The 13,193-nt window shown below is 69.2% G+C and carries 12 protein-coding genes; 4 read left to right on the plus strand and 8 right to left on the minus strand.

The genetic code is table 11. From position 1 onward, the window contains the following. Nucleotides 1–19 precede the first annotated feature (19 nt). The 5 genes from ACFVTD_RS04765 to ssd all read right to left on the minus strand — a co-directional run bounded on the left by ACFVTD_RS04765 (nucleotide 20) and on the right by ssd (nucleotide 4,590). A complete protein-coding gene (locus ACFVTD_RS04765; protein ID WP_387558761.1) occupies nucleotides 20–505 on the minus strand; it encodes a DUF4244 domain-containing protein in 486 nt (161 codons plus the stop codon). Nucleotides 506–798: 293 nt separating this feature from the next. Then, on the minus strand, nucleotides 799–1,407 hold the full coding sequence (locus ACFVTD_RS04770) for a type II secretion system F family protein (protein ID WP_387558764.1): 609 nt from the start codon (nucleotides 1,405–1,407) through the stop codon (nucleotides 799–801). Next, on the minus strand, nucleotides 1,404–2,261 hold the full coding sequence (locus ACFVTD_RS04775; RefSeq protein ID WP_387558767.1) for a type II secretion system F family protein: 858 nt from the start codon (nucleotides 2,259–2,261) through the stop codon (nucleotides 1,404–1,406). The genes ACFVTD_RS04770 and ACFVTD_RS04775 overlap by 4 nt, the downstream gene beginning before the upstream one ends. Further along, nucleotides 2,258–3,559, minus strand: coding sequence for a TadA family conjugal transfer-associated ATPase (locus ACFVTD_RS04780; RefSeq protein WP_387558770.1), 1,302 nt, complete (start codon nucleotides 3,557–3,559; stop codon nucleotides 2,258–2,260). The genes ACFVTD_RS04775 and ACFVTD_RS04780 overlap by 4 nt, the downstream gene beginning before the upstream one ends. Beyond that, nucleotides 3,556–4,590 (minus strand): septum site-determining protein Ssd, encoded by a 1,035-nt coding sequence (ssd, locus tag ACFVTD_RS04785; protein WP_387558985.1) that lies wholly within the window; start codon nucleotides 4,588–4,590, stop codon nucleotides 3,556–3,558. Before ssd ends, ACFVTD_RS04780 begins: the two co-directional genes overlap by 4 nt. A 287-nt stretch (nucleotides 4,591–4,877) precedes the next feature. On the opposite strand from ssd, the gene ACFVTD_RS04790 reads away from it, so the two are divergent. Continuing rightward, nucleotides 4,878–6,614 (plus strand): bifunctional 3'-5' exonuclease/DNA polymerase, encoded by a 1,737-nt coding sequence (locus ACFVTD_RS04790; RefSeq protein ID WP_387558773.1) that lies wholly within the window; start codon nucleotides 4,878–4,880, stop codon nucleotides 6,612–6,614. 160 nt (nucleotides 6,615–6,774) lie between these two features. After that, nucleotides 6,775–6,957: a YegP family protein gene (locus ACFVTD_RS04795; protein WP_387558776.1), complete on the plus strand. Its 183-nt coding sequence runs from the start codon at nucleotides 6,775–6,777 to the stop codon at nucleotides 6,955–6,957. Between the two features lie 8 nt (nucleotides 6,958–6,965). Here ACFVTD_RS04795 and ACFVTD_RS04800 read toward each other — a convergent pair whose 3' ends face one another. From ACFVTD_RS04800 to ACFVTD_RS04810, 3 genes are read right to left on the minus strand one after another with little or no spacing between them, the layout of a single operon-like run. Continuing rightward, on the minus strand, nucleotides 6,966–7,643 hold the full coding sequence (locus ACFVTD_RS04800) for an NUDIX hydrolase (protein WP_387558779.1): 678 nt from the start codon (nucleotides 7,641–7,643) through the stop codon (nucleotides 6,966–6,968). Continuing rightward, nucleotides 7,640–8,434, minus strand: coding sequence for an endonuclease III (gene nth, locus ACFVTD_RS04805; RefSeq protein ID WP_387558988.1), 795 nt, complete (start codon nucleotides 8,432–8,434; stop codon nucleotides 7,640–7,642). The genes ACFVTD_RS04800 and nth overlap by 4 nt, the downstream gene beginning before the upstream one ends. Before the next feature lie 44 nt (nucleotides 8,435–8,478). Continuing rightward, nucleotides 8,479–9,909 (minus strand): hypothetical protein, encoded by a 1,431-nt coding sequence (locus ACFVTD_RS04810; RefSeq protein WP_387558782.1) that lies wholly within the window; start codon nucleotides 9,907–9,909, stop codon nucleotides 8,479–8,481. A 407-nt stretch (nucleotides 9,910–10,316) separates the two neighbouring features. Here ACFVTD_RS04810 and acs point away from each other — a divergent pair, with 407 nt between their 5' ends. Together acs and ACFVTD_RS04820 are read left to right on the plus strand one after the other, a co-directional pair. After that, a complete protein-coding gene (gene acs / locus ACFVTD_RS04815) occupies nucleotides 10,317–12,335 on the plus strand; it encodes an acetate--CoA ligase (RefSeq protein ID WP_387558785.1) in 2,019 nt (672 codons plus the stop codon). Nucleotides 12,336–12,430: 95 nt separating this feature from the next. After that, entirely contained in the window at nucleotides 12,431–13,192 is a 762-nt protein-coding gene (locus ACFVTD_RS04820; protein ID WP_387558788.1) for a DeoR/GlpR family DNA-binding transcription regulator, read from the plus strand. The last annotated feature ends 1 nt before the right edge of the window (nucleotide 13,193 follow it).

The following is a 13,193-nucleotide window of genomic DNA, read 5'->3' on the forward strand; positions in this document are numbered from 1 at the left end:
AGTGCGACTGCCGAACGGGTCACGGCAGGGCCAAGGCCGTGCGGATGAGGTTGAGGAGGAAACCACGCACCTCGTCGCTGCGGAGGATGAACACCAACAGCCCGGCGAATCCCACGGCGGCCAGGGTCGCTATGGCGTATTCTGCTGTGGCCATGCCGGCTTCGGAGCCCATCTGCCGTACCCTGCGCCGGGCCCTGGCGGCAACCACTCCGGCTCCCGCTCCGGGCCGGGTTCTGGTTCCGGTACTGGTGCCCGCTTCGGGATAGAGCTCCACCACGTTTCCCGGCCGTGCCAACGTGGCTGCTGCGGAGGGCAACCCCGTTGCCGGTACCTGGAGAGCGAATGTGCCTGGAACGGATGCGGCCGCCACGACCGCGGTAGCTTGCGAGTACGGTGTCCCGGAGGTGCGGCCACGGTTGCCGGTCCGTCCCTTTGGCGTCTGGCCGGGAGCAGCCACAGCGGAAGTACGGGCGGAGTAGTTGCGGCGGTAGTTATTGATGGACATCTGGTTTCCTTTCCGATGATGCCGGCAGTGTCCCGGCGCTCCTGACTCTTCCCGGCGCAGCAGTTGCCGGTAAGTGAGGGGGTAGGCTAAGTGGATAAGCCGTGCCTCTCCGCCGCTGTGGAGGAAGGGACGTGTGGCTCGGAGGACGCGCCGCGGGAGGAACGTGTGGCACGGAGGACGTGTGGCACGGGTGACGCGCCGCGGAGGAACGTGCGGGGCACGGAACGTGCGGGGCACGGAACGTGCGGGGCGGGGGACGGGTGGTCCGGGGACGCGCGGTCGCAAAGCGATGCCTAGGACCCGGACGGCACCAGTGCCAGCAGTACCGGAACGACGCCAAGGCAGATGAAGGCGGGCAGTGAGCAAAGGCCAAGGGGTATCACCAGCTTCACGCCCAGTGAAGCTGCCCGCTTTTCGGCCTCCCGGAAGCGTTCCCGGCGAAGCCTTGCGGCTTGGGCATACAGGATTGCCGATGACGGCGCACCTGTCAGTGCAGCGAAGCCGAGGGCGTCCCGCAGCTCCAGGATTTCGGGGAGCCGGACTGCGGAACTGCGCCAGGCCGTGTGCCAGTCGGCGCCGATAGCGAGCGCTGAGACCACCGGCCGCAGCGCGTCCCGGTACTGGGGAGCCGCCGATGCGGCCACCAAGTCGAGGGACCGGCCAATTCCGGCGCCGGCATCCAGCATCGCGGCCACGAGTTCGAGCATCATGGCTGTGTCCTTCAGTCCGATACAGTCACGGGCTGATGCCTTCTTTGCACCTGTTTCCTGCTGGGCCCTGGCACCGGCAGGAAACAGCCGGTGGAGCCGCTGGCGTGGCATGGTTTGGTTGGAACAAGCGAGCCACGCCCCGGCCGCGAGCATCAGGAACAAGGCCAGGCCCGGCGCCCAACCCGTAGTCACGGCATCCCTGGCCCGGCAGCGGCAGAAACCAGCTTGGCGGACCAGGCCCTTCCCGCGGCAGTGAGGACCACCCCGCCGATCAGCGCGGCCAGTCCGAGGGGTGTCCCCAGCAGGGTAGCCAGCGGATCCACGCCCAGGGCGGCGCCGAGTCCAAGGCCCATCAAGGGAAGCCAGGTCAGGAGCCGGACGGTTGCCTTGGGACCGGCGAGCGCCGTTTGGCGGGCCGCGTCTGCATCATCCTCCGCTTCCAGCTGGGCCGCGAACCGGGTCAGCACGTCGGCGAGCGGACAACCGCTGGCCTCGGCGATGTCAAAGCAAGCGGCAAGCTGCAGCCAGGTTCTTGCTTCGCTTCCCCGGGCCGGGAGTGCCGTGGATACCGCCCGGCGGATGGTTTCCGAAACGAATGCCCCAGTTGCGGCAGCGGACCGCGCGGAAGCCAGGACGGCAGCGGAACCCTCCGTCAGGACCGGTCCGGAGGGCACCGAGCCAGAGCGAACTGCACCGGAGGGCCCCGGGCTGGATTGCACCGCACTGGGCAGGGGTGCGGCCCCGGGGCGCCGGTTTGCGTCACGACCCGTGCCGTAAACCATCCACAGCTCGTCCCACAGCCGTGCAGGCGTCCGGCCGCCCCGCAGGAGCGCCGCCAGCTGCTGCACTATGAGGGTCAGGCCCGGGCCCCCTGCCGCCGTGCGGCCGCGTGCAGCCTTGCCCCACGGCAACGCCCGGCCCGTCCCGGAGTTGGACGCCCTGGTCCTGTTGCCCGTTGCAGTGCGCAGCCTGGAAGCAGCATCCAGGGAAGGCCTGAGAAGTAACAGCACGGCGCAGGACAGGAGCACGGTGAGGAGAAGCGTCACTGGTAACCCCCGGCATCCATTCCCAGCCGGGCAGCGAGCACCGGCCAGGCCGGACCCGGGACACCCGACTCCCCGACGGCCGGCAGCACGGCCAGTCCCTGCGGCCCATCGGCAATGAGTCCGATGCACTGGATTTCCCTGCCCCTCGGCGTCCTGCCGACGTGGATGACGACGTCAAGGGCGCTGGCGGCCTGGAGGCGGACGGCCTCCGGACCCAGGCCGGCGAGTGCCCCCAGCGCGTTGAGCCGGGCGGGGACGGCGGCGGCCGTGTTCGCGTGGATGGTTCCGCCGCCACCGCTGTGCCCGGTGTTCATCGCGGTCAGGAGCTCGCGGACTTCGGCGCCGCGGCACTCCCCCACCACCAGCCTGTCCGGGCGCATGCGCAGGGCCTGGCGGACCAGCTCCCCCAGGTCAACGGCGCCGCCGCCTTCAAGGTTTCCGTGGCGCGATTCGAGGGCCACCACGTGGGGGTGGACCGGGTTGAGTTCCGCCGCATCCTCGATCAGGACCAGCCGCTCATCCGGTGGACACAGGCCCAGCAGGGTGGACAGCAGCGTGGTTTTCCCGGAGCCTGTGGCGCCACTGACCAGGAAGCTCAACCGTCCTGCCAGAATCCCTTCCAGCACGTCCTGCACCCGCTGGGTGAACATGCCGCCCATCCGCAGCTCCCCCATGGAGAAGACCCTCTCCCTGCGGATCCGGACGCTCAGCAGCGTCCCGGACGTGGAAACCGGCGGCAACACGGCATGGACACGGTAGCCGCCGGCAAGCCTGACATCGACACACGGTGAACCATCATCCAGCCGGCGGCCGCCGGCGGCCACCAGCCGGCAGGCCAGCGAGCGCAGCTGGGACTCGCCATCGAACACGACCTGGACGCGTTCAATGCCGGCGCCGCGGTCCACCCATACGGAATCGGGGGCGTTCACGAAGATGTCCGTGACGGCGGGGTCCCGGGTGAGTTCCTGCAATGGGCCCAGCCCGTTGAGCTCAGCGCTGATCCGTTCCACCGCAGCGAGCGCTCCGGCGGTGCCCAACAGCTTGCCGGTGGCCTGGACGGCCGCGGCGACGCGGGACGGTGTCACAGCCCCTGCCTCAGCCATCATCGATTCGCGGACAGACTCCAGCAGCCCTGAATCGACGCGGCCACGTCCGGCACCGTCCCTTCCGCGTTCCGGGCGGACGGGCTGGCTTGACTCGAGGATCCGCGCGCTGCGCCGTTCGCCCAGGCCTGAGGAACCAGCGGGGCTGACGGTCCCTGGGGCGGGACTCGAAAAGCCACCGGTCGCGCGCCTCATGCTGCATCCCCCGCCTGCAGGTCCTCGCCAAGCCAGTCAAGCACCGTGGCGCCGAAATGCCGGACTGCCCGCCGCTTCCCAAACTCGAGCAGCCGGCCCGACTCCATGGCTCCGGGAACAGCCCGGAGCTCCGGCATCCGGCCCTGTACCGGCAGCCCGACCGCATCAGCGATCAGGGAACTGTCCAGCGCCGCACCTGTCCGGCCGCGCACCAGCAAGGCTGCTTCCACCGGCGGGAGTTCCTGGAGCAGCCGCACCGCCGCCACCGCTGCCCTCAGTTGCGCAGGCACCACCACCATGATCCGGTCGCAGTCCCAGGCCACAGTCCGGAGCGGCTCCGCACCCCGTCCCACATCAACGACCACCAGCTCATAGCCTCGGCGGGCAGCGTCAAGCACCCCTGCCGCGGCCGCCGCAGCGACGGGGGACGGCTGCTCCCGGGTTGCGGGCCAGGACAGGAAGGAGAAGCCTCCGGCCACGGGCAGGGAGTCGGCTAGTTGGACGGGGTCGATGCTGCCCCTTGCCTCAGCCAGGTCCGGCCAGCGCAGTCCGGGGGTTTCCTCGGCGGCGAGTGCCAGCTCAATGCCCCCGCCCCAGGGGTCCCCGTCAACCAGCAGCACGCGCGCCCCCAGCCCGGTCGCGGCCTGGGCTGTCCAAATAGCGGCAGTGGTGGCGCCGGCCCCACCGCAACCACCCGTGATGCCAAGGACCAGGCCGCCAGGGCCCGGTGAGCGTGACCGGCTGAGGTGGTCCGCCAGCCAGGCAGCGGCATCGGGCAGCACGGCAACCCGTTCGGCACCCAGTGCGGCGGCGAGGTGCCAGAGACTGTCCCCCTCGCCGTCCAGGCCCACCAAGACTGCGGGCGTGCGCCGCCGTGGTGGCAGTTCCCGCACGTCGCTGCCCACCAGGACGGCCGCGGCAGCGTCCCAGTAGCGTCCGGCCTCCACCGCGTCCGGAACAGCGCGCAATTGGGAGCCCGCGGCCGCCACGATGCGCTCCACCTCGGCGCGGAGGACGGCGGAGGAGGTCACCAACAGCACCTCCCCGGCACCATCGGGTGCCGGACCGGCCGGGAGCGAACTGTCCGGAAGCCAGGCGGCGCCGGACGCGGGATACTCCTGCGACGTAGCACGGGGCGGTGACCCCCGGCCTGATGGGCGCCTGAAAGAATCCGTGGCCTGCTCCGGCCCGGGGTGCGGTGCATTCAGCTGGTGCCTGCTCATGCAGCCACTCTGCCGCCGCAGCAAAAGGCAGTTAAGGGGGCACCTCCCCTATGTGGACAACCAAGCCGCCGCTCCCGGCAGGGCACAATGGGAACATGTACCTGCTGCTTGCCGCCCACCCCCGCGGTGCGGCACTGCAGGAACTGACGCAGGCCGGCCACCCCTTACCCGACGACCCCGAACCGCAGCTGGTGGCACCCGGCGGCCTTGCCGGCGTCGTCCGTGAATTGGAAGCGCGGCGCCCGGGCGGCCAGCCGCCCCGCTGGATCTGGCACCGGACGCAGGACTGGTACCCCGCGCTGCTCACCGCAGGCGTGGAAGTGGAGCGCTGCTACGACCTCACGCTGTGCGGCAACATCCTGGCCTTCTCGCAGTTCAGCGCCCAGACCGACTACGCCAAAAACACCGACAGGGTTCCGGCGGAGGATCCCCTGCTGCCACCGAAAGCCCTGCTCCCCCCGCGTCCCCCCGCCGACCAGGGCGCACTGTTCGACGAACCTGCCGCCGGACCGGCCCCGGGGTGGAGCCTCGATGAACTCCGTACCGAGTACGCTGCCCAGCAGGCCGCCCTGGCGGCCGTGGGAACGGAGGAGAACCGCCGGAACCGCCTGCAATTACTGCTCGCGGCGGAGTCCGCAGCCGCCATGGTAGCCGCCGAAATGCAGCACGCCGGCGTCCCGTGGCGGGAGGACCTGCACGAACAGATCCTGGTGGACCACCTGGGCCCCCGCCCGCCCGCCGGCCAGCGTCCGCAACGGCTGGAGGCGCTGGCTGCGGAGCTGCGCACCCTGCTCAACTCACCGGCGCTGAACCCGGATTCGCCGCAGGAGCTGATGCGGGCGCTGCACCGCAACGGCGTGGAGGTCAAGAGCACCCGTAAATGGGAGCTCAGGGAATCCAGCCACCCCGTCATCGAGCCGCTGCTGGAATACAAGAAGCTCTCCAGGCTCCACACCGCCAACGGCTGGTCCTGGCTCGACGCCTGGGTAGATGGTGGCAGGTTCCGCCCCGAGTATGTGGTGGGCGGAGTGGTTTCCGGGCGCTGGGCATCCCGTGGGGGCGGAGCGCTGCAGATTCCCCGGCAGGTCCGTGGGGCTGTGCACGCAGACCCGGGTTACAAGCTGATCGTTGCCGATGCCTCGCAGCTGGAACCGCGCGTCCTGGTGGCCCTGGCGCAGGATTCCTCCATGGCTGAAGCCGCCCGGGACCAGGACTTGTATGCCGGCATCGCCGCCAAAGGCTTCGGCGGGGACCGGGCGAAGGCGAAAATGGCCCTGCTGGGCGCGATGTACGGGGCAACCTCCGGCGAGGCGGGCCGGCTGATGCCGCAGCTGGCGCGCACTTATCCCCGCGCCGTTGGCTTTGTGGAGCGGGCAGCGCGGGCGGGTGAATCCGGCGGGACGGTGACCACCCGGCTGGGCCGCAGCAGCCCGCCGCCATCGGAGCGGTGGTTCTTGAGCCAGCGCTCCACCTCGGTGGAGGAACAACGGCGGGCTGAGTCCATCGCCCGGTCCCGCGGACGCTTCACCCGGAATTTCGTGGTCCAGGGCTCTGCAGCGGATTGGGCGGCATGCTGGCTTGCGGAACTACGACGCCGGCTGCGCACCCTGCAACTGCCAGGAACCGCCGGGGGCGGCAGCCCTGCCCGGGCCGAGTTGGTCTTCTTCCTGCACGATGAGGTGATGGTGCATGCACCCGCGGACGGGGTTGACGCCTGCATCGCGGCCATCGAGGAATCCGCCGCTGCGGCGAAGGAACTGCTGTTCGGGCCGGTCCCGGTGGAGTTCCCGGTAAGCCTCGCCGTCGTCGACTCATACGACCTCGCCAAGTAGCGGCCGGGAACGTCGGCAAATACCCGCCGTCGAGACGCAAGGTAACCTACCCGGCAGTAGCTCGACGGGCAGGGTGGCGGAGGTTACAGTCAAGAGCGGTGACTGAAACAGACCGGTCTACACGCTGATGCAACGACGCATAACAGGGAGGTCCCCGTCCATGGCGGGAAGATTTGAAATACACCGCACAGGCGACGACTCGTACCGGCTGCGGCTCACCGATGCCGAGGGCAACACTGTTGCCGTGTCGCCAACCTTCAGGTCACTGACCATGCTCCGGGACGGCATCAAGGCCATGCGCGAGAACGCAGCCACTGGAATCGTGGTGGATCTGCGCCAGTAGGTCGAGGCCTAGACCCCCATCGGATGGAGCCGGTTCCGGTCCCACGGGACCGACCAGCCCAACTGGTCGAAGAGGCCGCTCAACACGATGCCGGTGAAACCCCACACCACCACGCCGTTTACGGTGAACGCGGGACTCTCAAAGGTGCGGCCCGCACGGTGGACGGTGGCCATCACGCGGTTGTCCGGGTCCAGCAGGTCCCGGACCGGCACGCGGAACACCTGCGCGGATTCCCCGTAATCCACCACCCGGACCGGCGAGGGCGCCTGCCACCATCCCAAGACGGGCGTCACCAGGAAGTTGCTGTGCGCCAGGCCCAGTTCCTGGAGCGTTCCGAGAACTTCAACGCCGCCGGCATCAAGCCCTGTTTCCTCTTCGGCTTCCCGGAGCGCAGCCGCCACCGGAGTTTCGCCGGTGTCGATGCCGCCGCCGGGAAACGCCACCTGGCCCGGGTGGGAGCCCAGGGTGTGGGCGCGTTCCAGGAGCAGGACGTCGAGGTCCGCCGGAGCAAGCGGCTTGCCGGACGCCGCGGGGACGTCGTCAAGGACGCCGAAAAGCATCAGGACAGCGGCCCTGCGGGCCCGCGCCGCGTCAACCGTCAACGCCGCCCAGCGCGGATCAGGCGGCCCGGCCGTCCCGGTTTCAGCCCGCCGCACCAGTCCGGCGAGGTCTTCGCGTGCGCTCACGGGGTCCTCTTTTGGGAAGCCATCCGGATTTCCGCGGCGCGGTGCTGCTCTGCCAGGTACTGCTCCAGCAGGTCCTCGCTGCCGGGGGCAAGCTCGTATTTGAGGAGCTTGGCTGCCTTGGCGGGGTCGGTTTCGCCCAGCCCGTAACTGGGGCACCAGGTGGCCACCGGGCAGGCGCCGCAGGCCGGTTTCCGGGCGTGGCAGACGCGGCGGCCATGGAAAATCACCCGGTGGGACAGCATGGTCCAGTCCCGGCGCTCGAACAGCTCCGCGACGTCCTGTTCGATCTGCACGGGATCCTCTGACTGCGTCCAGCCAAACCGCTTGGCCAGCCGGGCAAAGTGGGTGTCCACCGAGATGCCCGGGACGCCGAAAGCGTTGGCGAGCACCACGTTGGCCGTCTTGCGCCCGACACCGGGCAGCGTGACCAGTTCCTTCATCCGGCCCGGGACCTCGCCGTCAAAATCGTCCACCAGCCGCGTGCACAGCGCCTGGACGTTCTTCGCCTTGGCACGGAAGAACCCGGTGGGCTTGAGGATGGCCTCAAGCTCCGTGGGGTCAGCCTCCGCCAGGGCACGCGCATCAGGCCAGCGTGCGAACAGCACCTTGGTGACCTGGTTGACCGTGACGTCGGTGGTCTGGGCGGACAGGACGGTGGCCACGAGCAGTTCGAACGGGTTCCGGAAGTCCAGCTCCGCGTGGGCGTACGGGTATTTCTCGGCCAGGGCCCTGTGGATGCGCCGCGCCCTCCGCTTCAGCGCAAGGACTGATTCGGACGAGACCACGGGCATCCCCGCGGCCTGGCCGGTCTTGGTGCGGGCCCCGGCCACCGGCGTCAGCCGCGCTCGATGTTGCTGAGGTCGCGCAGGACGCCCAGCCGTCCGTCGGTGTGCTGCACCAGGAACTCGTGGCCGCGGTCCTCGAGCGCCAGCACCCAGCCGCCGGGCTCGATCACGAACGCGGGCGCACCGGTGCGGGGGTCGAAGGCGGTGCGGTGCTGGGCCACGGCAAACCAAAAGGCCTCGTGGATCGGCTGCCCGTCGGTTTCATCGTGGCGGCTGGCCGGGTCCACCGTCGCACCGATGGGCTGTTCGGCATGAACCTGCTGGTGTACCGCGGTGGCAGCGGGCGGCTCCCACGCAGCCTGCGGAGCATTGGCCGCCGGGATGTCCCCGTGCCGGGTCTCCCCGGCGTCCACCTCAGGGGCAGGATGGACGACGTCGGCTGCCTGGGTAGGCGGGCCAGCGTCCACCTCAGGGGCAGGACGGACGACGTCGGCTGCCTGGGTAGGCGGGCCGGCGTCCACCTCAGGGGTCCGCTCGGAGGACTCGGGGGCGGGCGCGGCCGGCGCGGACGCGGACCCGGCAGGCCCGTGGGCAGCGGAAGCGGCAGCCGCGGCACCGGCTCCTGCAGCGGCAGCTGCGGCTCCGGCGGTTCCCGCGTTTGATGTCCCAGCTGCAGCTACCGGGACGGCAGCGGTGACCGGCGCAGGTGCCGAACGGACAGGTTCAGGGCTCGGGCTGGCAGATCCGGGCTGGACCGCCGAGGAACCGGCACCGGCGCCTCCGAAGACCCCTGCGCCCTTGATGCCGCTCTTTGACTCGCCGGGTCCCGGCGCCGGCTTGGGCGCCTTGGGTGCCCGCGGCTTCCGCGTCGGAACGGCTGCCTCCCGGGCAACCACATGGGCCGGGGTCTCTGGCCGGTCCTTGAAGTCGCCGGACAGATACGGCAGGAAACGCCCCAGGACTGTTGCAGCGAACAGCACCAGTGAACCGATCAGGCCGACCAGCAGGCTCGTCACGTAGCCGCCCGCAACGGACAGGAAGAAGAAAGCCACGGCGAAAGAGGCCACCACGGAGGCGAACTGGTCAATGGAGAGCGAACCCACCCGGATTTTCGTGGCCGGGGCGAGCCTGCGCGCAGCGAACAATGCACTGGCGATCAACGGCAGGATGATGCCCAGCCCCAGGAAGAACAGGTTGTTCAGGTTCCACAGGTTGTAGCGGGTACCGAAGAGGGGCAGCAGGGACGCGACGAACAGAATCAGCGTGCCGGCGAAGACAGCCAGGTCCCGCACGGTGAACGGGCCCAGAACCGCCTGGTGGGCGTTGGGGTCGATCTTTCCGGAGGCAGCCTTGGGTCCTGCAGCCTGTCCCGTTGCCGCGTTGCGGGCCGGGTGCCCTGGTCCCCCGGCGGCGGATCCGGAGCCTCCCGGACCTGACCCGGTGTCCGGGGCCGTTCGCTGGCCGAAGCTCTGCTGGTTCATTCTGCTCTCCTTAGCGTGGCGGCACCGGGACCGGTCCGGACCCGAAAACTGTGCCGTCTTGACATGCGGTGCTGCCCCTTCCGGGCACTGTTTATGCCTGGCCGGGGCGGCCCGAAGTGAAGTCACAATTCCATCTCAGCCTAGTCAACAGCCTGGCTGATCACTAGCTGGAGCGGGCCCGCAGGGGACCACTGCAAGTAACGAAGACGCCATTCACCGCTTAAAAAATGCCGCTCGTGGTCGTGTTTGTGACGGGGAGCACAGGGGGTGCGCGGCAAGCATTAGGCTAGGTGGCGGAACAGCTCTTTGCGGTATGCCCGCCCGGCTGGCGCCCAGTGCCGTGCGAACGGAGGGCCCTGCGCAGGCGGCATTCCGCGCGGCGACGATCGATGAATGATGAGGTTCACATGTCCCAGGACACCCCCAGCTCCACGGCCACCGTTCCTTCAGCTTCCGCGCAGCCTGCGGACCAAGGCCACCAGGGCGATGCCTTCGCGAACCTGCTGCACGAAACCCGGGCCTTCCCGCCCTCCCCCGAGTTCGCGGCCAATGCGGTCGTTACCGCCTCCGAGTACGGGGAAGCGGACGCTGACCGGCCGGCTTTTTGGGCCAAGAAGGCGCGGGAACTGCTGACCTGGAACAAGGACTTCACGCAGGCGCTGGACTGGTCCGATCCGCCCTTCGCCAAGTGGTTTGTGGGCGGTGAACTCAACGCCGCCTACAACGCGCTGGACCGCCACGTCGAGGCCGGCAACGGTGACCGGGTGGCCATCTACTTCGAGGGCGAACCCGGTGACACCCGGACCTACACCTACGCGCAGCTCACCGAAGAAGTGAAGAAGGCTGCCAACGCCTTCGAGTCCCTGGGTGTTGCCAAGGGCGACCGCGTGGCGGTTTACCTGCCCATGATCCCGGAGGCCGTGATCACCATGCTGGCCTGTGCCCGGATCGGGGCGGTCCACTCCGTGGTGTTCGGCGGTTTCTCCGCTGAAGCATTGCGGTCCCGGATCGACGACGCCGAGGCCAAGCTCGTGGTCACCGCGGACGGCACCTACCGCCGCGGCAAGCCCAGCCCGCTCAAGGCCGCCGTCGACGACGCCCTGGCCCACGACGGCCACACGGTGCAGAACGTAGTGGTGGTCAAGCGCAACGGCCAGGACGTGGACTGGACCGAGGGCCGGGACCACTGGTGGGCAGACACCGTGGACACCGCCTCCGCCGAGCACACTGCCGTTGGCCACGACTCTGAGCACCCGCTCTACATCCTCTACACCTCCGGGACCACCGGGAAGCCCAAGGGCATCCTGCACACCACCGGCGGCTACCTCACCCAGGCGGCCTACACCCACAAGGCCGTCTTCGACCTGCACCCGGAAACGGACGTGTACTGGTGCACGGCCGACGTCGGCTGGGTCACCGGGCACTCCTACGTCGCCTACGCGCCGCTCATCAACGGCGCCACCCAGGTCATGTACGAAGGCACCCCGGACTCACCGCACCAAGGCCGCTGGTGGGAGATCGTGGAAAAGTACAAGGTCTCCATCCTCTACACCGCCCCCACGGCCATCCGTACGTTCATGAAGTGGGGCTCGGAGATCCCGGCGAAGTACGATCTCTCCTCGCTCCGCGTGCTGGGCTCGGTGGGCGAACCGATCAACCCCGAAGCCTGGATGTGGTACCGCAAGGTCATCGGCGGCGACAAGGCACCCATCGTGGACACCTGGTGGCAGACCGAAACCGGGGCCCAGATGATCGCCCCGCTGCCCGGCGTCACCGCCACCAAGCCCGGCTCGGCCCAGGTGCCGCTGCCCGGCATCGCCGTGGACGTCGTCGACGAAATGGGCGAGTCAGTCCCCAACGGACACGGCGGTTTCCTGGTGATCCGCGAGCCGTGGCCCTCCATGCTGCGCGGGATCTGGGGCGACCCGGAACGGTTCAAAGACACCTACTGGTCCCGGTTCGAGAACATGTACTTCGCCGGCGACGGCGCCAAGCGGGACGAAGATGGCGACATCTGGCTGCTGGGCCGGGTGGATGACGTCATGAACGTTTCCGGGCACCGGCTCTCCACCACGGAAATCGAGTCCGCACTGGTGAGCCACCCCGCAGTGGCGGAAGCCGCCGTCGTGGGTGCCACGGACGAAACCACCGGCCAGGCCGTCGTCGCGTTTGTCATCCTCCGGGGCGACGCCGCGAACAACGGCGACGCCACCGTCCAGGAACTCCGCAACCACGTCGGCAAGGAAATCGGCCCCATCGCCAAGCCGAAGAACATCCTGGTGGTGCCGGAACTGCCCAAGACCCGCTCCGGGAAGATCATGCGCCGCCTGCTCAAGGACGTCGCCGAAGGCCGCGACCCGGGCGACGCCACCACCCTGTCGGACCCGACCATCATGCAGCAGATCGCCGCGTCACTCCGGAAGTAGCGGCATCAACATGGCGACGGCGCCGCCCTCCCCGGGCGGCGCCGTCGCCGTATGCTGGGAGCAAACCTGTATCCCCGATGAAGGAACCCGTTCACATGCTTGCAGCCGCCCGACACCAGGCCATCGTGGATGCTGTCCAGCGGGAGCGGGTGGTCCGGATTTCGGACCTTGCCGCGCAGCTGGGCGTGTCCTTGATGACCGTGCGGCGGGACATCGAGCAGCTCGAAGAGGGCGGGAAGCTGGAGCGCATCCACGGCGGCGCGAAACTGCCCGGGGATGCCAGCACGCATGAACCGGGTTTTGAGCTGAAGTCCACGCAGTTGACCGCGGAGAAACGGGCCATTGCCGTGGAGGCGGCGGCCCTGGTCCACGAGGGCATGGCGGTAGGGCTCGGGGCCGGCACCACCACGTGGGCGCTGGCCCGGGAGCTGGCCGAGGGTCCCCGCATTACCGTGGTGACCAACTCAATACGGATTGCAGATCTCTTCCACCCCGGCGGGTCCACCGTGATCCTGATCGGCGGTGAGCGCACGCCGTCGGACGCCCTGGTGGGGCCCATCGCCACCGCAGCCCTCAAGCAGCTGCACCTGGATGTCCTTTTCCTGGGCGTCCACGGTATGGATGCCCACGCCGGGTTCACCACGCCAAACCTGCTCGAAGCCGAAACCGACCGCGCTTTCGTGGCAGCCGCCCGCCGGACGGTGGTCCTGGCCGACCACACCAAGTGGGGCATGTTGGGGATCAGCTCCATCGCCGCGTTCGATGATGTGGACGAGGTCATCAGCGACGACGGCCTCAGCGCCGAAGCCCGGCGCGTCCTGGGCGAACGTTCAAAGCTGCGCGTGGTCCCCGTTTAGC

Source organism: Pseudarthrobacter sp. NPDC058119 (genome assembly GCF_042884655.1).
GTDB lineage: Bacteria > Actinomycetota > Actinomycetes > Actinomycetales > Micrococcaceae > Arthrobacter.